This is a genomic window from Bartonella sp. CL266QHHD (assembly GCF_042195355.1).
GTDB lineage: Bacteria > Pseudomonadota > Alphaproteobacteria > Rhizobiales > Rhizobiaceae > Bartonella.
This window is the reverse complement of the sequence record NZ_JBHIOD010000068.1, coordinates 24,422-46,370: the sequence shown is the minus strand read 5'-3', so window position 1 is coordinate 46,370 and position 21,949 is coordinate 24,422. Positions and strand designations below refer to the sequence as shown.

At 37.3% G+C, this 21,949-nt stretch carries 16 protein-coding genes and 1 pseudogene; 5 read left to right on the top strand and 12 right to left on the bottom strand.

Annotation, left to right across the window (positions count from 1 at the left end; translation table 11 throughout):
• Window positions 1-158 precede the first annotated feature (158 nt).
• The 4 genes and pseudogenes from ACFIK7_RS09480 to ACFIK7_RS09465 all read left to right on the top strand — a co-directional run bounded on the left by ACFIK7_RS09480 (window position 159) and on the right by ACFIK7_RS09465 (window position 4,556).
• The gene (locus ACFIK7_RS09480) at window positions 159-911 is read left to right on the top strand and encodes an ABC transporter ATP-binding protein (protein ID WP_273790609.1); all 753 of its coding nucleotides are present in this window, start codon (window positions 159-161) and stop codon (window positions 909-911) included.
• A 3-nt stretch (window positions 912-914) separates the two neighbouring features.
• Window positions 915-1,784: a metal ABC transporter permease gene (locus ACFIK7_RS09475; RefSeq protein ID WP_375631086.1), complete on the top strand. Its 870-nt coding sequence runs from the start codon at window positions 915-917 to the stop codon at window positions 1,782-1,784.
• A gap of 10 nt (window positions 1,785-1,794) precedes the next feature.
• Window positions 1,795-2,712, top strand: a complete 918-nt coding sequence (locus ACFIK7_RS09470) for a metal ABC transporter solute-binding protein, Zn/Mn family (protein ID WP_375631087.1) — start codon at window positions 1,795-1,797, stop codon at window positions 2,710-2,712.
• Window positions 2,713-4,355: 1,643 nt separating this feature from the next.
• Window positions 4,356-4,556, top strand: a pseudogene (locus ACFIK7_RS09465) (DNA-binding protein).
• Window positions 4,557-4,584: 28 nt separating this feature from the next.
• On the opposite strand, the gene ACFIK7_RS09460 reads toward ACFIK7_RS09465, so the two are convergent.
• From ACFIK7_RS09460 to ACFIK7_RS09415, 10 genes are all read right to left on the bottom strand, one after another.
• On the bottom strand, window positions 4,585-5,631 hold the full coding sequence (locus tag ACFIK7_RS09460; protein ID WP_375637594.1) for a sn-glycerol-3-phosphate import ATP-binding protein UgpC: 1,047 nt from the start codon (window positions 5,629-5,631) through the stop codon (window positions 4,585-4,587).
• A 2-nt stretch (window positions 5,632-5,633) separates the two neighbouring features.
• Window positions 5,634-6,485: a sn-glycerol-3-phosphate ABC transporter permease UgpE gene (gene ugpE, locus ACFIK7_RS09455; protein ID WP_375637593.1), complete on the bottom strand. Its 852-nt coding sequence runs from the start codon at window positions 6,483-6,485 to the stop codon at window positions 5,634-5,636.
• 10 nt (window positions 6,486-6,495) lie between these two features.
• Window positions 6,496-7,380 carry a sn-glycerol-3-phosphate ABC transporter permease UgpA gene (gene ugpA, locus ACFIK7_RS09450; RefSeq protein ID WP_375643385.1) on the bottom strand — a complete coding sequence of 295 codons (885 nt, stop codon included), beginning with the start codon at window positions 7,378-7,380 and terminating at the stop codon, window positions 6,496-6,498.
• Window positions 7,381-7,475: 95 nt separating this feature from the next.
• Window positions 7,476-8,810 carry a sn-glycerol-3-phosphate ABC transporter substrate-binding protein UgpB gene (ugpB, locus tag ACFIK7_RS09445; RefSeq protein WP_375631091.1) on the bottom strand — a complete coding sequence of 445 codons (1,335 nt, stop codon included), beginning with the start codon at window positions 8,808-8,810 and terminating at the stop codon, window positions 7,476-7,478.
• Window positions 8,811-9,566: 756 nt separating this feature from the next.
• Entirely contained in the window at window positions 9,567-10,289 is a 723-nt protein-coding gene (locus ACFIK7_RS09440) for a glycerophosphodiester phosphodiesterase family protein (protein WP_273790616.1), read from the bottom strand.
• A 76-nt stretch (window positions 10,290-10,365) separates the two neighbouring features.
• The gene (gene guaA / locus ACFIK7_RS09435) at window positions 10,366-11,922 is read right to left on the bottom strand and encodes a glutamine-hydrolyzing GMP synthase (RefSeq protein WP_375663296.1); all 1,557 of its coding nucleotides are present in this window, start codon (window positions 11,920-11,922) and stop codon (window positions 10,366-10,368) included.
• Between the two features lie 132 nt (window positions 11,923-12,054).
• A complete protein-coding gene (locus tag ACFIK7_RS09430; RefSeq protein ID WP_273790617.1) occupies window positions 12,055-13,341 on the bottom strand; it encodes an RsmB/NOP family class I SAM-dependent RNA methyltransferase in 1,287 nt (428 codons plus the stop codon).
• Between the two features lie 781 nt (window positions 13,342-14,122).
• Window positions 14,123-15,622 carry an IMP dehydrogenase gene (gene guaB, locus ACFIK7_RS09425; RefSeq protein WP_375663281.1) on the bottom strand — a complete coding sequence of 500 codons (1,500 nt, stop codon included), beginning with the start codon at window positions 15,620-15,622 and terminating at the stop codon, window positions 14,123-14,125.
• A 150-nt stretch (window positions 15,623-15,772) separates the two neighbouring features.
• On the bottom strand, window positions 15,773-17,344 hold the full coding sequence (locus ACFIK7_RS09420) for a phospholipase D family protein (RefSeq protein ID WP_375631093.1): 1,572 nt from the start codon (window positions 17,342-17,344) through the stop codon (window positions 15,773-15,775).
• A gap of 403 nt (window positions 17,345-17,747) precedes the next feature.
• Window positions 17,748-19,133 carry a sigma-54-dependent transcriptional regulator gene (locus tag ACFIK7_RS09415; RefSeq protein ID WP_375631094.1) on the bottom strand — a complete coding sequence of 462 codons (1,386 nt, stop codon included), beginning with the start codon at window positions 19,131-19,133 and terminating at the stop codon, window positions 17,748-17,750.
• 252 nt (window positions 19,134-19,385) lie between these two features.
• On the opposite strand from ACFIK7_RS09415, the gene ACFIK7_RS09410 reads away from it, so the two are divergent.
• Window positions 19,386-19,745, top strand: a complete 360-nt coding sequence (locus ACFIK7_RS09410; protein WP_375631095.1) for a hypothetical protein — start codon at window positions 19,386-19,388, stop codon at window positions 19,743-19,745.
• A 276-nt stretch (window positions 19,746-20,021) separates the two neighbouring features.
• Here the strand turns inward: ACFIK7_RS09410 and ACFIK7_RS09405 are convergent, their stop codons facing one another.
• Window positions 20,022-21,014, bottom strand: coding sequence for an SIS domain-containing protein (locus ACFIK7_RS09405; protein ID WP_273790622.1), 993 nt, complete (start codon window positions 21,012-21,014; stop codon window positions 20,022-20,024).
• Window positions 21,015-21,053: 39 nt separating this feature from the next.
• Window positions 21,054-21,944 carry a UTP--glucose-1-phosphate uridylyltransferase gene (locus ACFIK7_RS09400; RefSeq protein WP_375631096.1) on the bottom strand — a complete coding sequence of 297 codons (891 nt, stop codon included), beginning with the start codon at window positions 21,942-21,944 and terminating at the stop codon, window positions 21,054-21,056.
• Window positions 21,945-21,949: the final 5 nt, after the last annotated feature.

Below are 21,949 nucleotides of genomic sequence, written 5' to 3'. Positions count from 1 at the left end.
CTCTTTCGTCAAGGTGAATTCAATTATTATTTTTAATTTTCCACGATCTTCCCACTAAAATTTTCAGTACTCAAAACTATGTAATAATATAACATTTTGTTGACAAACGTTATATTATTACATAGTTTCCAAAATAATAAGCAACGATGGTAAAAAATATGGATCTGCTCTTCAATAAGACAACATTAGGCTATAGGAATAGAATAGCAATAAAGAACTTTTCAGCAAAGTTAAAAGCTGGTTCATTGGTCGCAATAACAGGTGATAATGGCGCTGGAAAATCGACACTGCTAAAAGCCATCGCCGGATTGATTAAACCTCTTAAGGGAAAAATTATAAAACAAAAAAAAAGTCGCATTGCTTATCTTGCTCAGCAATGTGATATAGATCAAACATTTCCAATTGATGTGAAAACGCTTGTAAAAACAGGACTGTGGTCTTTTTGTGGATTATGGAAAAATCAACGCCCTTATGATTCTAAGATTCAAAATGCGCTTAAAATGGTTGGGCTTACAGAACTCGCACCCCGTTCACTTGAAACATTATCAGGCGGGCAATTACAACGCGCTCTTTTTGCACGTATCATTGTGCAAGATGCCAATATTATTTTGCTTGATGAACCTTTCAATGGTGTAGATCATAGTACCCAAAAAGACCTTCTTGCACTGATCACATACTGGCAACAGCAAGGACGCACAATTCTCACCGCACTCCATAACCCTCTCATCGTGCAAGAATTTTTCCCCCAAATGATTCAAATTGATCAACAAAACGCCTTTTATGGAGAAACAACACAGTTTTTAAACAACACCATTCATCACGTTATGCCACCTCTCTCATCCAATTCTTTCCCTGTTAGCGCACAAAAACAAAATCTTCCCATCAATGATCCTCTCTTTCTTAGGTTATAAGACGTGTATGCATTTTTTCTTGCCCCCTTTGTTGATTTCCAATTTATGCAAAACGCCCTTATCGGTTCTATTTTCCTGTCTATTAGCGCTTGTCCTGTTGGTGTGTTTTTGATGCTCCGTGGAATGAGCTTGACAGGAGATGCTATCTCTCATGCCATTCTTCCTGGTGTTGCAACTGCTTTTCTGATTTGTGGTTTTTCCCTCATATCTATGACACTTGGTGGCATCTTCGCTGGTCTTATTGTTGCTTTAGCAACCATTTTGATTTCACGAAACAGCTTTCAGAAAGAAGATGCATCCATGACCGTCTTTTATCTTATTGCACTCGCGGCAGGTGTCATTATTATCTCACTGAAAGACTCAACAATTGAGCTGCTTCATCTCTTATTCGGATCGGTTCTTGCACTTGATGCACAAGCCCTTTGGTTAATCGCTACTATAATGCTGATTACACTATGCAGCCTTTGTATTTTTTGGCGTGCACTCGTTTTAGAAAGCTTTGACCCCCTCTTTTTTAAATCACTCTCTCCATTGAGTAAATATATTCATATTTCATTGCTTGGACTTGTGGTGTTGAATCTGGTTGGAGGCTTTCAATCACTAGGAACATTACTCTCCGTTGGCATTATGATGATTCCAGCCATTACAGCCCGTTTTTGGTTTTCACGGCTAGGCCCTATTTGCGCGCTTTCCACTCTTTTTGGAATCATTTCTAGCGTATGTGGTCTTCTGCTTTCTTTTCATCTTTCACTTCCCTCCGGCCCTGCTATCATCATTGCCGCAGGGTTTATTTATCTTGTTTCCTGTTTGATAAGTCCACGTGGCTTTATTGTAACATGGTTTCCCCACCTCTTTTATACCTCCTCACTTTAAGGAAAAAAATGTGCCTAAGTTTGCTCAAAAATTTGCTCTTCTTGGAGCTTTATTGCTTGCCCTTTCTCCATTTTCTGCTTCTGCACACAATAAAATCAAAGTTGTTGCGAGCTTTTCTATTCTCGCAGATCTCGTCAAAAATGTAGGAGACAACCATATCTCTATGACCACTTTTGTAGGTCCCAATGCGAATACCCACACTTATGAACCTACCCCCCATGATGCTCAAGCTCTTAGAAATGCTCAAATTATTTTCATCAACGGGCTTCATTTAGAAGGATTTATTGATCGCCTCATTACAGCAAGTGGTACAAAAGCACTTCTTGTCGAAGTTAGCGCTAACATTCCCTCCCTCAAAATGAAAAATCAAGAACATAATGCCCATCACCACCACAGCGTTATTGATCCACACGCTTGGCAAACCATTCCCAATGTCAAAATCTATGTGAAAAATATCGCTGCTGCTTTTTGTAAAATCGATCCACAATCCTGCACCAGCTACAAAAAAAATGCCGAAACCTACATTCAAAAACTTAAAATAGCACAAGATACCCTGAAAACAAAAATTGCTACCATTCCTAAAGATAAACGTATCATTATCACATCTCATGACGCCTTTGGCTATTTTGCCAAGGAATATGGTTTTACTATCCTTGCCCCTCAAAGTGCTTCAACAGAAGCTGAAGCATCCGCAGCCGATGTTGCTAAACTTATCAAACAAATTAAAGCGAATAAAGCAGCTGCACTATTCGTTGAAAATATCTCTAATCCCCGTCTCATAAAACAGATTGCAAAAGAAACAGGTTTGACAATTGGTGGAACACTTTATTCTGATGCATTGTCAAACAAAAATGGTCCAGCAGCAACTTATCTCGATATGATGGAACATAATGTGAATACCATCATTGATGCCATCACAAAACATTAAGATCTTCTACAAAAGAGATAAAAAAGAGTTCATAAAATCATAAGTCTATGATTTTATTACTAATGATGCCCAACATCTATAATTGATAACATTGATATGAAATAAAGTGACTTTTACAGAGAAATTTATATTCTATAGATTCTAAGATAGATAAAGTAAGTGGATTTATTACCTCATGGTGCCCAAACCATCAGCAGTAGCACTCTACTTTTCAATGATTCTTTTACAATAACTCTCGACACTTGAAACGATTCATAAGAAGCATTTGGTGTCTCTTTCTTAAAATATTTTTATCTATCCAACTCCATTTATAACATGCAAATGGGATTAGCGTATGAATAAAAACCACTTGAAGAAAAAATGCCTCTTCTAAAGAGTCTCAACACAATAATTGTTGCAATGTTGGAGACTGAAAGAGAGTATGATGATGTCCCCAGCTTGCACTTTTATAAGCATAAAGATGGCGATACACTATGGATTTTATGTTATACCACTCATAAAAGACTGCGTGAAAAAATAGTTGGAACAACCTTGCAAGATATTTTTTAAAACAAGTGCGTGAATTGGCAACCCAATAGCCTTCTGTTTAGGTATTCTGTTTTGTATGAGAGGTGCAATTCTATTCAAAGAACGTAATAAAAAAATGTGTTCAGCAATGCGTAATCTCCATTATGTAAGAGACATTGGCTCAGATTTTTTTTTGAAAATCGCAATACTAAATTAAAAGATGAGGCTAAGGATAGAAACTATTTTTTATCTTGATGCTTTCATATTCTCCCTAAATTAAGCTGTCTCCTCATTTTAGAAATTACATAAGAAGACAAGCTTATTCCACTCTGACATACAAAAACTGAATACAGCACCGAACCGTCTTCATATTTGTCTCAAACATACTGCTGTATAAAGTTTAGGTTGATTTATAAGCAAAAAAAAAGCACGCGCTTTATAAGAAAGTAATATCATAAAACCATTAATAGACTGGCAATATATTGAAAAAATATACCAGATTTTATAAAATGCTTTGCAAAACAATAATATAACTGTCTTTGTCTCTGCTGATTCTTATAGGTGTTCGCACCAATCCCTTATGTTATATTCATAAAGATCTGTTTTAGGATGATCTATAGGCAATTTTTAACTCAAGACTATAGAAAGATCGATGAGATGTTACAGATGTGTTTCATCTGCTTTTATCGTTAACAGTCATGAAAATTCTAAAACAAGCACGCCTTCTATATCTCAGTGATTTTTTTGCAACTTATCAGATACCCTCGCTGAGAATTGCATAGTGATTTACATGAGAAAAAATAAACTTGTAGCATGCGCGCATAGGTTTCTCTCTAATTTATGTGATTGGTAGAAAAAACAAATGCTTCTTATAGGAGCTCTGAAACCATTTTAGATCATATGGTCAGCGGTAAAATAGAATGCGCCTATTCTCGTACAGACTATTTAGAACAGCGTCGTATTTTGTGGATCAAATAGACTTCTTATGTTAGGGATCAAAGCTAAGATATGGGGTGCATCCTCCCTTATCTGTGACGCATTTTTTCTCTCTATTTCTCTCATTTACTTTTTATAAGATACATAAATTATTACATAAAGAAACATATGATAATATGTTGTTTTTTATAATGAAAATGATGTTTGAAAATAATATTCTTCTTACAGACCGTGAAACCGCAAAATTTTTTCATATAAATGTTTTGACATTCTCAGCGCCATGGGACAATGGATCATTACCAAAACTATTAAAATTTTGTTTTTAATCCCGCCGGTTACAACCTGATTTTGTAAATGTAATCGAGAAAGTCAAAAAGCAACATTATCATGACGCAGCATAAAAGAGAGTCGTGTCACATCAATTAATGCTTACTTATTATTTGTGCGCTTTCCTGTGTTTTTATTAAAAGTATGAAAATTCTGATGAGCAACTGTGAAACTTAGTTTTTGACCATAGTCGTGTGTCAAGCGTTCTTTTATTTCAATCGTAAAGATGATACCATTCCAACGCGTTAAAACATGGCAACCTGTTCCAATAGGCTTGATAAGCTCAATTTTTGTGTGAAAGACTGGTCCTTTATCTGGATGTTCGCCCAATAAGATTATTTCAGGTCTGAATGCTAAAAGATCAGTTTCTTCGCCATAAGTAAATGAATGCCCTAAATGTTGTTCTAAGACATGGCGATCAAGAAAATTCATAGGAGGAGAACCAATAAAATCAGCAACAAATGTTGTTGCTGGAGTATCGTAAATTTCCATTGGTGTTCCAATTTGCTCGATAGCTCCTTTATTCAAAACGACTATTCTATCAGCTAATGTCATAGCTTCTAGTTGATCATGGGTAACATAGAGGCTCGTTGTTCCTAATGAACGCTGTAGTGTTTTTATTTCAATACACATTTGCGCCCGTAATTTTGCATCAAGATTTGAAAGAGGTTCATCAAAGAGAAAAACACGGGGTTGACGTACAATCACACGCCCCATTGCAACACGCTGGCGTTGTCCTCCTGATAATTGTCGTGGTTTACGATCAAGAAATGGTTCTATCTCCAAAAGCTTTGCAGCATGTGCGATACGTTTTTTAATTTCTTCTTTAGGGGTTTTACGATTTTTAAGACCATATTCTAAATTTCCACGAACTGTCATATGGGGATAAAGGGCATAATTTTGAAAAACCATAGCGATATCACGATCAGCTGGTTCACGATCATTGATACATTCGTTATCAATGCATAATTCACCTGAGGTAACTTGTTCAAGTCCTGCTATAATACGTAATAAGGTCGATTTTCCGCACCCTGAAGGACCGACAAGAACAAGAAGTTCTTTATCGGCAACAGTTAAGTTTAAATCATCAATGACCAGAATGCCGTTGTCATACTGTTTTTTTATATTTGATAACTGGATTATGGCCACAATTACTTCTCCGTTTCAATAAGGCCTTTGATAAAAAGCCGCTGCATGAAGATAACAACAAGAACAGGGGGAACCATGGCAACAACCGATACTGCCATGAGTATATTCCATTGAGGATCATGTTGAAGTGATTCGACAATAAGCTGTTTTAAAATAATAAGGATCGTTTGATGATTTTGATCCGTTGTGATGATAAGAGGCCAGAGATATTGTATCCATCCATAAATGAACATAATGATAAATAAAGCAGCGATATTGCTTTTACTAAGAGGAAGAAGGATATCCTTAAAAAATTTAACTGGACCCGCACCATCAACACGTGCCGCCTCTAAGAGTTCATCTGGAACAGTCAAAAAAAACTGGCGAAATAAAAATGTAGCGGTTGCAGATGCAATAAGTGGAATAATCATTCCACTGTAGGTGTTAACCATCCCCAATTTTGCAACAATCTCATAGGTTGGAAGAATACGAACTTCGACAGGGAGCATCAATGTAACAAAAATAAGAACAAAAGCAGTTTTTCGGAAGGGAAAGCGCATGTAAATAATTGCATAAGCAGACAAAAGTGAAATAATAATTTTTCCAATACTAATCCCAAGAGCCATAATGAATGAATTCATTAAGAGTGGCCAGAGGTTGGGCAAACCTAGCCGTGCAAGGCCATCACCAAAGATTGTTTTATAATTTTCCAGAGCGTATTTCCCAGGCAAAAGAGGGAGTGTTCCTGAGTTAAATGCTGCTGAACTATGAGTTGATGCAATGATAGCAACATAAACTGGAAAGCAAATAATGATAATACCAACAATGAGAGTAATATGGGTTAGAAATTTCAAAACAGGGCGATTTTCAACCATAATTTGTTTCCTAATATTGTACACGGCGCTCAATCCAGCGAAACTGGATAAACGTTAAGACAATAACCATCAACATCAATATTGTTGATTGTGCTGCTGATGCACCGATTATTTGATTTCTAAAGCCATCGTCATATACTTTATAGACGAGTATGCTCGTTGCACGCGCAGGACCTCCAGAAGTTGTATTATCAATAATACCAAAAGTATCAAACATAACATAATTGACATTGACAATAAGAAGGAAAAACGTCGTTGGTGAAATTTGCGGGAAGACCACTGTCCAAAATCGTTTAAAAGGACCAGCACCATCAATGGCGGCTGCTTCTATTTGAGAACGCGGAACAGACTGAAGACCTGTAAGAAAAAAGAGAAAATTGTAAGAAATTTGTTTCCAACTAGCCGCAATGACAATAAGAATCATTGCTTGAGTGCCATTAATACGATAATTCCATAGCACTCCTATTTTCTCGAGAAGAAAAGGCATAATTCCGATGGTGGGATGAAAGATAAACAGCCATAATATACCTGCCAATACTGGAGCAACAGCATAGGGCCAAAGCAAAAGCATTGTATAAGCCTTTTTTGCACGGATGACACGATCAACACAGACAGCTAAGAGAAGTGATATTGTCATTGAAGCGACAGTAACTGAGATGGAAAATACTGCGGTTGTAAGAAGCGATTGCCGATAAGTAGGATCAGAAAGAACGGTTAGATAATTCTCAAAACCAATAAAGGTTGTTGTAAAGCCAAAAGGGTCTTCACGCTCAAAAGATGATTTTATTGCTTGAGCAGCAGGCCAAAAGAAAAACAAAAAAGTCACAAAAAGCTGAGGAAAAAGCAGTCCATAAGAAAGTAGATTATTTTTAAAATATGCATGTTTTTCTTGCATTCGTAGGGCTCTTTAAATGTAGAGACTTTAAAAAGGTAAACAAAAAGGACTCAACTGTTTTTGTTGAGTCTTTAATGTTTAACAATAAAACGAAATTAATGATTAGATCTTTCAAATTCACGCAAGAGTTTATTTCCACGTTCAACGGTCTCATCTAAACCATCTTTCGGCGTTTTTGAACCACTAAGAACAGCTTCCAACTCTTGATCAAGAATGGCACGGATTTGTGGTAAATTACCAAATCTTATCCCTTTTGAGTTAACTGTTGGTGGATTAAGATTAATCTGTTTGATAGCTATATCCGCACCTGGCGTTTTTTCATAGAAATGTTGTTTTTTACTCAATTCATAAGTCGTTTTTGTGGTTGGAAGATAACCTGTCTCCTGATGCCATTTTGCTTGATTTTCTGTTTTCGAAAGAAATTTAAGAAAAGCGGCTGCCCCTGCATATTCCTTTGGGGTATGGCCCTTAAACGCCCAAATAGAAGCTCCCCCAATAACTGAATTTTGTGGTGCTCCTTCTGTATCCTTATAGTACGGTAGCATACCAACCCCCACATTAAACTGAGCTTCAGAAACAATTCCAGCATGTGATCCTGAAGATTGCATAAAAATTGCACAATTTTGTGCCATAAACATTGGTGTTGAATCTAATGCACCTGCTGGACCACCATAGCGGAAAATACCTTGATCAGACCACTTTTTCAGGTCAGTCCACATACGCACTTGTAAAGGTCCATTAAATGTAAGTTCTGAATCAAGTCCTTTAAAGCCATTTTCCTTTGTTCCAAACGGAACATTATGCAACGCTGAAAAATTTTCTATACCAATCCATTGAGCGGCATAAGCCATTGTAAAACCACAAGTTGCTGCTTTAGTCTCAAGAATTTTTTTGGAAAAGTTTTCTATATCTTGCCACGTTTTAGGAGGCTGTTCTGGATCAAGCCCTGCTTTTTTAAAGATATCTTTGTTATAATAAAGGATGGGTGTTGAAATATTGAATGGCATAGAAACCATACGCCCCTGTTCATCGGAGTAATAACCACTAATAGCAGGGAAATAATCTGTAGGATCAAATTCTTGTTTTGTATCAGCCATAAGTTGATAAAATGGGTAGATTGCGCCTTTTGCAGCCATCATAGTTCCAGTACCAACGTCATAAATTTGGGCAAGTACTGGCTGTTTCTTTCCACGAAATGCTGCAATAAGTGAAATCAACCCCTCTTCATATTCACCGCGATATGAAGAAACAACTTTATACTCAGATTGACTTGCATTAAAATCGTTAATGAGACTTTCAGTTTGCTTTCCTAATTCACCACTCATAGAATGCCAAAAGCTGATTTTTGTCTGCGCAAAACTTGCTGTTATTCCCGCTGTGGACATTATGATAGCAACCGTGGCCGCTATGGAAAGATAAAAACGACTCATGGTTCACCCTTTCTGAAGTGATGGAATACAAACTACCCCTAAATTTATAGTATTACACATGAACATGCTATGACAGTTTTATTTCAGAAACATATTCTCTCATTTAAACAGGAACCACCAAAAGGTCAAATGAATTTGTTTAAATTTATTCATTTTCTTTTATAAGCATTCTTATGTATTAACGAAGAGACAAATAAAACTTTTCTTAAAATTAAAAATCATTTTGAGCGCTTAATAGTCTCTTTCCCTGTAACAAGATCACGCCCCTCACGCAAAACAAAATGACAATGTATGACCAATTTCCATGCTGTTAAAAAATCTTTCAATACATCTACATTTCGTGATAGCTCCTATAATATAAGCCATAAAGCCTCTCCACTAAAGTATATAAGACTTTTTGTATACCATCACTTTTACACTTCATAAAAGTGCAAAACGACATCATCATGTGAGACCCTAATGCTTCAACAAATCTTGCATTTAAAATACGTTAAATGAATATTTTTATTCTTTTCTCAATCATTTTTTATCCACACACCAACCCTGCTTGTAATGTGCAAACGAATGATTTGAATTGATTCATTGTAAAAAGACTTGAAATAAGAGAAACTCACATATTAAAGACTCTTATTCACATGAATAAACCATTAATTATCATTATAAATCAATGTATTATTGTTATATATTAGATAATTTTATTCTTTTATTACGCTAGCTTTATGAAAATATATAGTTCCTTTTGTGTTGATGTGTTTTTTACCTTTGTGCACGCAATTGCAATGCGAGATCAGGTTGATCTGTCGTAATGTAATGTACAGGCATATCAAGCCAATGTGATAACCGAGCTTTTCCATTAATTGTCCATACCCCTACAGTAAAACCAGCCTCAAGAGCTGATTCAATAAAGTTCTGTGAAACAATGGAGCCATCTAAACTTAGATCAGAATAACCTAATTGCTTCCATTCAGAAAAATGACGGTACATATCACCTTCAAAATTATCAACACATGGACCAGATGGTATTCCTGCTTCAATAAAAGGACGAAGGATAAAAGGATCAAAACTAATTGCAGAAACCCGTTCTAATAAATTTCGGCTTTTTATTAGTGCAAGCGCTTTTTGGGATAATATTGTTTCACGCTCCACTTCACCACATGTTTTGATTTCAAGATGCAATGCAACATTCGTTGGTGCTAAAAGATCAAGCACTTCTTCTAATAAGGGAGGTGCTTCTTGGCTTCCTTTCACGCAGAGTTGTTTGCGTGTTTCATTATCAATGTCGTGAATATACCCCTTTTTCCCAACCAATTGGTCTAAACGGAAGTCGTGAAAGACAACCACTTCACCGCTTTTCAGCAAATGAACGTCGCATTCAACTTCATCAACACCTAACGCTATAGCATTATTAAATGCTGAAAGGGTATTTTCAGGATAAAGATGAGCTCCTCCACGGTGTGCAACAATTTTTTTCTCAGACATGCAAAATCCCACACTTCTCAATTTTAAACGATATTGACGTACAGATTGTCAGATAAAGGCTTATTCTTCATTTCAATTATTCCCATTCAATAGTACCAGGAGGCTTTGAGGTTACATCATATACAACACGATTAATCCCTCTAACTTCGTTAATAATACGTGCTGCTGTCTTACTTAAAAATGCCATATCATAGGGATAAAAATCAGCGGTCATTCCATCTACAGATGTGACAGCGCGAAGAGCACAAACAAATTCATAAGTGCGATCATCCCCCATAACACCAACAGTTTGAACTGGAAGAAGAACAGCAAAAGCTTGCCAAATTTCATCATAAAGACCGGCCTTACGGATTTCCTCAAGATAAATAGCATCTGCTTCGCGTAAAATTTCTAATTTTTCACGTGTTACAGCACCTGGACACCGAATTGCAAGGCCGGGACCTGGAAAAGGATGGCGACCAATAAACTGCTCCGGTAGCCCTAACTCTCGTCCTAGCGAGCGAACCTCATCCTTAAAGAGCTCACGTAACGGTTCTACAAGTTTCATCTTCATCTGTTCTGGTAGCCCACCCACATTATGATGGCTTTTAATGGTTACCGTTTCACCAATAGCAGACACACTCTCAATAACATCTGGATAAAGTGTTCCTTGTGCTAAAAACTCTGCACCTCCTATTTTTTTCGTTTCTTCTTCAAAAACTTCAATAAAAAGGCGACCAATTGTTTTGCGTTTTTTTTCTGGATCTGTCTCACCTTTTAAAGCATTAAGAAACACATCAGCAGCATTAACGTGAATAAGCTCTATATTATAGTGATCACGAAAGAGCGTGAGAACTTCTTCAGCTTCATTCTTGCGCATCAGCCCATGGTCTACCAAAATACATGTCAGTTGATCTCCTATAGCTTCATGAAGGAGTACCGCTACAACAGATGAATCCACTCCCCCTGAAAGACCACAAATCACACGACTTTTCCCAACTTTTTGTCGTATCGTAGCAATTGCCTGCTCACGATAAGAAGCCATTGACCAATTGCCTGTAATAGCAGAGATCTTATGAACAAAATTTTGCAAAAGTTTTGTACCATCCGGTGTATGGATAACTTCAGGATGAAACTGTACCGCATAAAAATGTCTTTTTTCATCCGCAATAGCCGCATAGGGAGCTCCTTTTGAGGTTCCTATGACACGAAAACCTTCTGGTAAAGCTGCCACACGGTCACCATGGCTCATCCATACTTGATAACGAGAACCTTTTTTCCACACTCCATCAAAAAGGGCACTCTCTTCTTGCACTTCCAAAAAAGCACGCCCAAATTCACGCTCATGCCCAACTTCAACCTTTCCTCCAAGCTGAACACACATGACTTGTTCACCATAGCAAATACCCAGAATCGGAATACCCGCCTCAAAAATTTCCATTGGAGCACGCGGAGAGCCCTCATCAATAACGGAATAAGGACTCCCTGATAAAATAATAGCTTTAGGATTTATGCGGCGCACAACTTCTAAAGCCAATTGAAAAGGAGCAATTTCACAATATACCCCCATTGCTCGTACCCGTCGTGCAATAAGTTGTGTAACTTGTGAACCAAAGTCAATAATAAGAACAGTGTCTGGATGTGATATGCTCATAGAAAACCAATCAACAATTGTAAAAGAAAACTCATGAGAGTTATGATTTAATCTTTCTCTTTTCACAAGCCTGTTTTCTTAAGAAAAAGATTATTCTCGTAAAGTTTATGATAAAAAGTGCAAAAATATGGATCAATGTTTTTTTTGCAACACAGATAAAAAGAACCCATCTGTTTGTGTTGTGGCTGGCGACAAAGTAAGTCCATAATTTGAAAAAACTGGTTGCACAGGAGAAAAACTAAAATGTTTCTGCCAAAGCGCTGGCATATCTATTGGAGAAAAATGAGAATGTTGTTGAAGGAAATGGGAAATTTGTTCCTCATTTTCATCTGTAAAAAGAGAACAGGTAATATAGATTAGGCGCCCATTTGGCTTAAGATAAGCTATCGCTTCATTCAAAATAGCCCTCTGTTCTGTTTGGCGTTGTTTCACCTGTTCTAATGTTAAACGCCATTTCGCATCTGGACGACGACGCCATATTCCTGTCCCACTACATGGTGCATCTAGTAGAACTCTATCCATCTGGCCTATTAATGGCTTCAATTCTTCTTTTTGTGCTCGTGTTTGTACATTACGAACACCAGCGCGTCGAAGACGATCAAAAATAGGAGCTAAGCGCGCTTTATCGGAATCATAAGCATAAATTTGTCCACGATTGTTCATATCGGAAGCTAAAGCTAATGTTTTGCCCCCAGCACCTGCACAATAATCTAATACCTGCATGCTCTCTTGCGCGTCCACAAGGTGAGCAACAATTTGAGATCCTAAATCCTGTATTTCAAAGTGTCCTTTTTGAAAAGCTTGTTCCACTTGAACATTGGGATGACGATTAAACTTTTCAATCGGTGCAATTCTTAAAGCTTGCCCAAACCATGGAAAAGATTTAAGTTTGGTTTTTGCTAATTCTTTCAGCACCTTTTCTGGTGTTGCCTTTAGGTTATTTACCCGTAGATCTAAAGAAGGACGCGTTGCTAACGCAGCCGCTTCAGTGATCCAATTATCACCAAATAAAGGACGCAGATGCGCTTGACACCATTGTGGAATATCACCACGAATATAGTCTGGAGCATCCACTAATTGCTGACCTTGCCACGATTTACGCTGCTTAGCCCCTAATAACTGTGGTGCAAACCGATCTTCTGCCAACTCACCGTCAATTTGCTCCAGCGTCATTTTTCCATAATCTAATAAGGCACCAAAAACGATATCTCGGATATCATCACTCTCCATACGCCATTGTAAAGAATAACGTCGTCTTAAAACATCATAAACGATTGTACCAATAGCTGCGCGATCACCTGCTCCAGCAAAGCGATGAGAAAGCCCCCAATCCTTTAAAGCTGCTCCTACTGGGCGATGCTTCATTTCTATCTCTTTGAGAACATCTATTGCTGCTTGCAAACGCCCACCTAATCGCATTCATTTCTCCCAATTAAAATAATAAAATTTTAAATCATCTAAAAAAATAATATTATCGTCTTCTTGCCAATGGAACCTTCTCAAAGCCATAAAAAATTTACACTCAATATTAAAATGATCTGATCATACTTTTTTATAAAATCAAATTTAGAGTATCTAGATTTTTCCTTTCATCTTCTGCCCATTCGCTTTTTATCCTTCTACCTCTTATGCTAAAAGATACGTAGCCATCCATAAAGAACTTATTTCCGCCATGCATTACGAAAAAATCAAATATCTCCCATCTTTGTACGGCTATCCTGCTGAAAAAATAGAAAAAGTCTTCTCATAAAATTAAACAATTTCATCTTACGTTCAACAAAAAATTAACTTTTTAGAAAATGCTTGGAACCACTATTTGGCATGACCGTTTTTACTCTAATGGCAACTGCCAGACAATTTAAAAGGAGAAAATAATGACTTATAATAATGGAAAAACAACTTCGTCTAAAAGCCGTCATAATACAATGCCCTCAAACAACGGAAAGAAATCCATCCAAAGTGATCAGACAAACACTCGCCAACGTGCGTCAAAGACTGGACGGAAGACAACAAAAAGTTAATTCTAATTTTATATAACTTATTTCATATAGTCTTAACAGAAAGAATTAGAGTTTTGACCTCTAATTCTTTCCTTTTTGGGATTATTACACCAAATTACAAACAGAAAAAAGCGCAGTCTCTCTTTCTTATTCTCGGAAGATTTTATATTTATGCAATATGACATTAGGATCTTGTATCTTTAAACTGGCCCACGATAATTTGGACTCTCTCGTGTGATAGAAACATCATGCGTATGACTTTCATGGAGTCCCGCATTCGTAATACGTACAAACGTTGCTTTTTCACGAAACTCTACAAGATCTTTTGCTCCAACATACCCCATCGAAGCACGAAGTCCACCAGCAAGCTGATGTAGAACTGATGCTATAGGACCTTTATAAGCCACCTGCCCCTCTACACCCTCAGGAACCAACTTAAGTTCATCACGAACATCATCTTGAAAATAGCGATCTGCCGATCCTCGTGCCATAGCACCAACAGATCCCATGCCGCGATAAGCTTTAAAGGATCGTCCTTGATATAGATAAACTTCACCAGGGCTTTCTTCTGTACCCGCTAAAAGAGAGCCAATCATAGCAGCACAAGCCCCACCTGCTAAGGCTTTAGCAAAATCACCCGAAGCTTTTATCCCCCCATCAGCAATAACGGGAATACCGACCTTATCAGCAATTTCTGCCGCACTCATAATGGCTGCAAGCTGAGGAACACCAACACCTGCAACAATTCGCGTTGTGCAAATAGAACCAGGACCAATACCAACTTTTATAGCATCCGCACCACTGTCAATCAAAGCCTGTGTTGCTTGCGGAGTTGCGACATTACCAGCAATAATGGCTGGAGAAAACGTCATTTTTTTAATACGCTCAACTGTGTCTAATACACGCTGAGAATGTCCATGTGCAGTATCAATCACTAGAATATCAACACCTGCATCAATTAATCGTTCAGCCCGCTCAAACCCATCGTCCCCTACACTACTTGCAGCTGCAACACGCAAGCGACCTTGCGAATCTTTGGCAGCGTTTGGATTTAATTTTGCTTTTTCAATATCCTTAACTGTTATCAGTCCGACACAACGATTCTGTTCATCCACAACTAATAATTTTTCAATACGATGATGGTGTAAAAGATACTTTGCTTCATTGAGTTGAACATTTTCACGCACTGTGATTAAATTTTCATGCGTCATTAATTCATAAATTTTTTGTTTGGGATCCGATGCAAAACGCACATCCCTATTTGTCAAAATGCCAACAAGCCGTCCAGCAGTTTCACCTTTAGCACCATTTTCAACAACCGGAATACCGGAAATACCATGAGAGCGCATCAAAGATTTTGCTTCTTCAAGTGTTGCATCTGGTCCAATGGTGACTGGATTAACAACCATACCAGATTCAAACTTTTTTACTTGGCGGACCTCTTCTGCCTGCTCTGCAGGAGACATATTACGATGAATAACCCCAAGACCACCAGCTTGAGCCATCGCAATAGCCAAACGCGATTCTGTTACCGTATCCATTGCCGCAGAAAGCAATGGCAAATTGAGCTTAATATCCGCTGCAATGCGCGTACTGAGATCCACTTGACTAGGCATAACAAGAGAATGACTGGGTTGTAAAAGTACATCATCAAAAGTCAGTGCCAATGCACCTGTCCCCGTTTCAACAATCTTTGCCATAGCAAAATTCCTTTTATAATAAAACACCGCAAGGAGCTTTAAAATACAACTGCGGTTCTCATACATGGTAGATTGGCAAAAAATTATGCCATGCTACAAACAAAATGAAAAGAAAAATAAAATATTTTTTTAAGTGTGGTTTATAAAAATTTACAATTGTGATTCAATAGGTAACCAACTTATTATTTTTGCAAATGCGCGACGCCAAAAATTGCTTTCTGGATCATAGTCAATGCTATATTTTTTTTCATTTTCAATAAAATCCCAATAAATACGATTATTATCACCAAGACGCAGATGATAGCTCATTTCCCCTGTGGTTTCTTCAGAAAACAACAAATCTAATCTTGCTGTAATGGGAGCACATTCAAAAAGAATGCCCATTTCTGTATTTAATGATGCTGATCTTGGATCAAAATTTAAAGATCCAATAAAAGCTGTTTTACGATCAATTAAAAAAGCTTTGGCATGTAAACTTGCCTTACTCGATCGAAACAATCGTAACCCATGAGTATTGCCTTCCGCTTTTAATTCATAAAGATTAACACCACTTTTCAACAATGCCTTACGATACGGTACATAACCACCATGCACTAATGCTACATCAGTAGCTGCTAAAGAATTTGTCAGAATTTTGACATCAACACCCTTTGAAACCAAATTACTAAAATTCTGCGTGCCAACCTTACCAGGAACAAAATAAGGTGACGTAATCTGAACCGTTTTTTGGGCATTTCCAATAACCTTTGAAAGTGCCTTCATAAGCCAATTGCTTGCTTTTTTACGCAATGCTTTTTCTGGAGGGTCAGAAAGAACAACAACTTTGTCTGCTAAAAATAACCGCTTTCCTGTTTGGATAAAACAATTAAAGTTAATGTGCTCTTTGACATAATCTAAATAAACTTTTGCAACCTTGGAATCACGAAACTTTCGTAATTTATCTTTCCAATAGCTAAGATCACTTGCGCTTTTAGGAACAACCAAAGTATGAATTGGCAAAACAACAGCACTATTCCAAAAATCATCAAAGATACTTTCTACCTTTTTAACAGAGGGACCGATTAACATCAAATCTAAATCTCGAAAATGGGATTCTTTACCAGCATCAAAATAAGAATCTGCAAGATTACGTCCTCCTACAAAAGCGACCCTGCCATCAACAATAAAAGCTTTATTATGCATTCTACGTGTTACGGTAATTGCCCGTAATATAATTTCTAAACCACGGCGTAAACCACCTTTACGAGATCGCCCTGGATTAAACATTCTCACCTCAATATGAGGATGTTTATCTAGCGCAATATAAGCTGGATCACGTGCCTGAGCATTAATATCATCCAAAAGAAGCCGTACCCGAACACCCCGATCTGCTGCCTCAACTATTTCACTTAATAATAGGCGCCCCGTTAAATCATCGTCCCAAATATAATACATCAGATCAAGGCTACGCCCAGCCTCTGCAGCTCCTATTGCACGAACACAAAACGCATCCAAATTGCTGATAATGAGGGAAAGGGCATCTTTATCAATCCCCAATCCATTTTCTTCCTCAGCTAATTGACTGACGATACGATCAAGCTTAGTTTCATCTTTCTGAATAGGTAACGCATAAGAACACTGCCCCCTAGCATTTTTCACAAAACGCCCATAGGTGTAGATTGCCAACATAGATGCAATAAAAAAAAAGAGGACAAAACCAATAACAATCTGTAAAAGAGTCAAAGAGGATAAACTTTCTATTTTAAACTATCACATCATCCGTAATGCAAACGATAACACTAATCACTTTATCTTAATCGTATAGCAGATAAAATGCCACTTCTTGCTTAAGAGAGTATAAATTTAATATTGATGATACAAAAATTTTAGCGGTAGTATTTAAAAGTTTTTAAAAATGCTTCTCTGTTTTAATAAATGTAAACTTAACTAAAATTGTATAAATTGAAACAAACGATTAAAATAATCACATAAAATTTATATTTGATTTAAATCTACAAAATCATCCTCTATAGATAAATTTTACAATAAATAATTGTTTTCTTAAGCTTCCCCCACGAACTTTATCAAAATCCACTCTATTTTTTTGAAACTCATGCTTGTCATGAAGAGAAATTTGTTATGAATTTTACTTTCGTTCTTGATTTCTTATTGCTCTCAATTCTTCCATTTTTCTATAAAGTGTAGAGCGACCAATATGAAGGCGGCGCGCAATCTCACTCATATGTCCTTTATAATGTTTAATCGCTTTCTCTATAATATCATGTTCCATCTCTGCAAAAGTACGCACATGCCCATCAGTATTCAAAAATTTTATCGATTCTTGTTCATTATCTTCTTGTATATTACCCTCAATGATATTGGGAACATTCATTAATGAATTTCCCATTAATTGCGGAAAATCTCGAACAGTTAATAACGGTCCTTCACTGAGTAAAATCGCACGAAATAAAAAGGTTTCAAGCTCATTTCTATTGCCAGGCCAATCATACTGCATAAGCAAGGAAAGAGCAGAGCCTGCTAAACCATGGACATGTGATCGCCCTGTTTCTGTGATAATGCGATCAATCAAACGTTGTGTAATCTCTGGAAAATCATCCCTTAATTCTCGTAAAGCAGGGACGCTAATAGACAAGTGAGAAAATTGTTCAAACAAACTATGCAAAAAAAAGTTCTCATTAACCAAGTCCTTTAAACGCGATGTTGAAATAGCAATGATCCGAAAAGGGAAAAATCCTCCTTTTGTATCCCTTTCCCTCTCTTTAAGGTAATGAGCAAACCGTTTTTGCTGTATGGGCTCAAGTCGATCAATATCACAAAGGCAAAGTGTCCCTTTTTCAAGAGAAGAAACCAATGGTAGGAATTCTTTAAACCACTGCTGATTTTCTTCTTCTGGATCAACGATGGCTGAACATTGAAAGCGAACAAAAACACCCTCCGAAAATAATCCCTCATGATGAATAATCCGAGCTAATGTCTCACGTCCTGTTCCAGCTTCCCCCTCTATCAAAAGATTCTGTAAAGAAGTTGCTGCTTGTCTCGATTGTTCTAACACTATCTGCATAGCTCTACTTTTTACGCAAAGATCAGAAAACCGTAAATGATTCTCTTTTTTTCGCCGAATATCTCGAACCTCATGCTCCAAGGCAGAAATAAGAGCAAGAATATCCAAAGTAACTCTTACGCGTAATAATGTTACTGGATGGATCCAATAATCAATAGCTCCAGCTGTTAAAGCTTTCTGGAGTAAATGCTGATTCTCTTGTTGTGCTATAACGACAATAGGAACAGAAACACCAGCAACTCTAATCATTTTAATCAAATCGCTCACACTCAAATCACTCATAACGACATCAAGGAGTGCAAGCACAATGTTTTTACGCCTGTGTAAAAGATCAATCGTACGGAGACCATTTTCTGCTTCAATGACACGATAACCAAAACCTCTCAGCATAGCAGAAAGTTCTATACGTCTTCCATAATCTTCACTCGCAACAAGAATGGGACCAACCATAATGTCAATAATCTCCTTTGAGACTACTCAGCAGCTTAATATCAAAATTGTTGTAAACCATAAGAAATATTTCACCTCTTGTGTTTCACTTACGAACTTCATCAAGCTATCAATTAAATACAACATTAAGGCATTTTTTTCCATTTTTTTGCTTTTTCATTGATTTTCATTAAATTTTTCATATTGACTCATGGGGTAATTTAATAATGTTATAGAAACTCGAGAGCAAATAATCTAAATAGAGTGCAATAAATGAAACATACCTTTCATATTTTATGTCTTACAATCACCGCCTTGCTGTTAAGTGCCTGTAAATTTTCGCAATATTATAATTCAAATATGCCAACTGGAATTGATGGGAAATGGGTTGATGAGAATGGTATTATTTCTTCTTTCCACAATGGTGTTTTTGAAACGCGTGCAGCAGATACAGAAGAAAAACTATCAGAAGGGGCATATAATTATCTCAATGCCCAAAATATAGAAATTGAAATACGCTCTATTCTCCGTGGAACAATTTCTAGAGTCAATTGTACAATGTCCTATGACGCCACACAACTTCTCTGCACCTCACATACAGGAGCACAGTTTTTCCTTAAGCGGAAATCTTAAACAAAGTACAAGGGAAACCTCTCTTAAGAACAGAGGGAGCACACACATTAAGCAGGAGGCGATCCGTTCTCCTCCTGATAGAAAATCCTCTCTAAAATACGCAAAGAGGCTGGTATAATCTTTACCCTGAGAGTTTTCTAAACATTATGAAATGCGTAAAATAATCATTTTCTTCCACAAAATATCAGTAAAGCCACCTCACAATAAAATTGTAACTTTGTATCCTGCAATCTATTTCAACCTAAAATAACATTTTATTTGATAAGGAAGCTTAATCTAAGCAGCGCCAATGCGCAAAAGATCATGAAAATGGACAATTCCTATCGGTTTTTTATCTTCAACCACGAAAAATGCACCAATCTGATGATCATTAATAAAAGCTGTTGCTGCACCAACAAGTGTATTTGGCTTTACAACTTTAGGAGCTTTGGTCATCACCTCGTCAACATTAAATTTTGATAAATTAAAATGAATGTTACGTGCAAGGTCGCCATCAGTTACAATTCCGATTAGTTCACCTTCTTGATTCACAACACCAACACAACCAAAATGTTTTTCCACCAAAACATTCATCGCTTCAGTCATAGATGTTCCCTGCATTACCAAAGGAATATTATCACCCTCATGCATAATATCACACACGTATTTAAGGCTTGCACCAAGAGAACCACCAGGATGATATATTTTGAAATCCGTTGCGGTAAAACCACGCATTTCTAAAAGAGAAACCGCTAATGCATCTCCCATTGCCAATTGCATAATTGTTGAAGTTGTAGGGGCTAAACCATGGGGGCAAGCCTCTTCTATCTTTGGTAATAATAGCACAATATCAGCTTGTCGTCCTAACACAGAGTGCTTACTTGATGTCATCGCAATAAGGGGAATACGAAAACGCGCCGCATAACTCATAATACCACTTAACTCTTGAGTTTCACCAGACCATGATAAAGCAAGAATAACATCATCAGATCCAATCATACCAAGATCACCATGATTGGCTTCTGCAGCGTGAACAAAAAAGGCAGGTGTTCCAGTTGAGGCTAAGGTTGCTGCAATTTTTGTCCCTATATGACCACTTTTTCCAAGACCAGTAATGACCACATGTCCACGAGCATTTCTAATAGTTTGAACAGCCGCTTCAAAAGAAGAAGAAAGACTTTCCAGAAGAGCTTTTTCAAGGGCTTCAAGCCCCTGCTTTTCACTGGCAAGTGTTTTAAGCGCTGATACAACAGCACCCTGCAAAGCCATATGAGGAGACGGTATTATCATAATCAAATTCGATCAATAAAATTAAGTGAGAGATCTATATTATTTTTCAACATTAATGGTTTCCAGTAAATTTTTCAATGAGGCAGAAACGTGGCTGTGCATATCAGCGCGTGCCAAAGAAAATGCAACGTTGGCTTCAATAAAACCAGCTTTAGAACCGCAATCAAAAGTGCGCCCTTTTACTTGCAAACCCCAAAAATCTTGCTCATTTGAAAGCCGTATCATAGCATCTGTTAATTGAATTTCATTTCCTGTTCCCCGTTCTTGAGTAGAAAGAATATTAAAAATTTCTGGCTGCAAAATATAACGTCCATTGATGTACAAATTTGATGGTGCCGTTCCTTGTACTGGTTTCTCTACCATTTTTGTGATTTCAAAACCATTTGCAATCTGTTTGCCTTTCCCAACAATACCATATTTATGTGTTTCTCTAGGATCGCATTCCTGAACTGCTATAATATTTCCCCCACCCACCTTTTCATAAAGGCTCATCATTTCAGAAAGACAGCCCTTTTTCGCCTGTATCAACATATCGGGTAATAATAAAGCAAAAGGTTCCCCTGCAACTAATTCACGCGCACACCAAAGAGCATGCCCTAATCCCAAAGGTTGCTGTTGCCGAGTGAAAGAAGTTGACCCTGGTAATGGCTGTAAACGGTATAAGTGTGCAAGATCTTCTTTCTTTCCACATTCAGCAAGTGTCGTGTATAATTCAACTTGCGCATCAAAATAATCCTCAATGACTGCTTTGTTACGTCCAGTCACAAAAATAAAATGCTCAATACCAGCTTCCCTCGCCTCATCCACAACATATTGAATAACAGGTTTATCAACAACTGTTAGCATTTCTTTAGGAATCGTTTTTGTCGCAGGAAGGAAACGCGTCCCAAGACCTGCAACTGGGAATACTGCTTTCCGGATTTTACGCACACTCA

Bases quoted from the DNA above. Each gene is read 5' to 3' on its own strand.
- ACFIK7_RS09480 (WP_273790609.1), top strand. From the start codon at position 159: ATGGATCTGCTCTTCAATAAGACAACATTAGGCTATAGGAATAGAATA.
- ugpE (WP_375637593.1), bottom strand. From the start codon at position 6,485: ATGGTTGAAAATCGCCCTGTTTTGAAATTTCTAACCCATATTACTCTC.
- ugpA (WP_375643385.1), bottom strand. From the start codon at position 7,380: ATGCAAGAAAAACATGCATATTTTAAAAATAATCTACTTTCTTATGGA.
- ugpB (WP_375631091.1), bottom strand. From the start codon at position 8,810: ATGAGTCGTTTTTATCTTTCCATAGCGGCCACGGTTGCTATCATAATG.
- ACFIK7_RS09440 (WP_273790616.1), bottom strand. From the start codon at position 10,289: ATGTCTGAGAAAAAAATTGTTGCACACCGTGGAGGAGCTCATCTTTAT.
- guaA (WP_375663296.1), bottom strand. From the start codon at position 11,922: ATGAGCATATCACATCCAGACACTGTTCTTATTATTGACTTTGGTTCA.
- ACFIK7_RS09430 (WP_273790617.1), bottom strand. From the start codon at position 13,341: ATGCGATTAGGTGGGCGTTTGCAAGCAGCAATAGATGTTCTCAAAGAG.
- guaB (WP_375663281.1), bottom strand. From the start codon at position 15,622: ATGGCAAAGATTGTTGAAACGGGGACAGGTGCATTGGCACTGACTTTT.
- ACFIK7_RS09415 (WP_375631094.1), bottom strand. From the start codon at position 19,133: ATGGTTGGTCCCATTCTTGTTGCGAGTGAAGATTATGGAAGACGTATA.
- ACFIK7_RS09410 (WP_375631095.1), top strand. From the start codon at position 19,386: ATGAAACATACCTTTCATATTTTATGTCTTACAATCACCGCCTTGCTG.
- ACFIK7_RS09405 (WP_273790622.1), bottom strand. From the start codon at position 21,014: ATGATAATACCGTCTCCTCATATGGCTTTGCAGGGTGCTGTTGTATCA.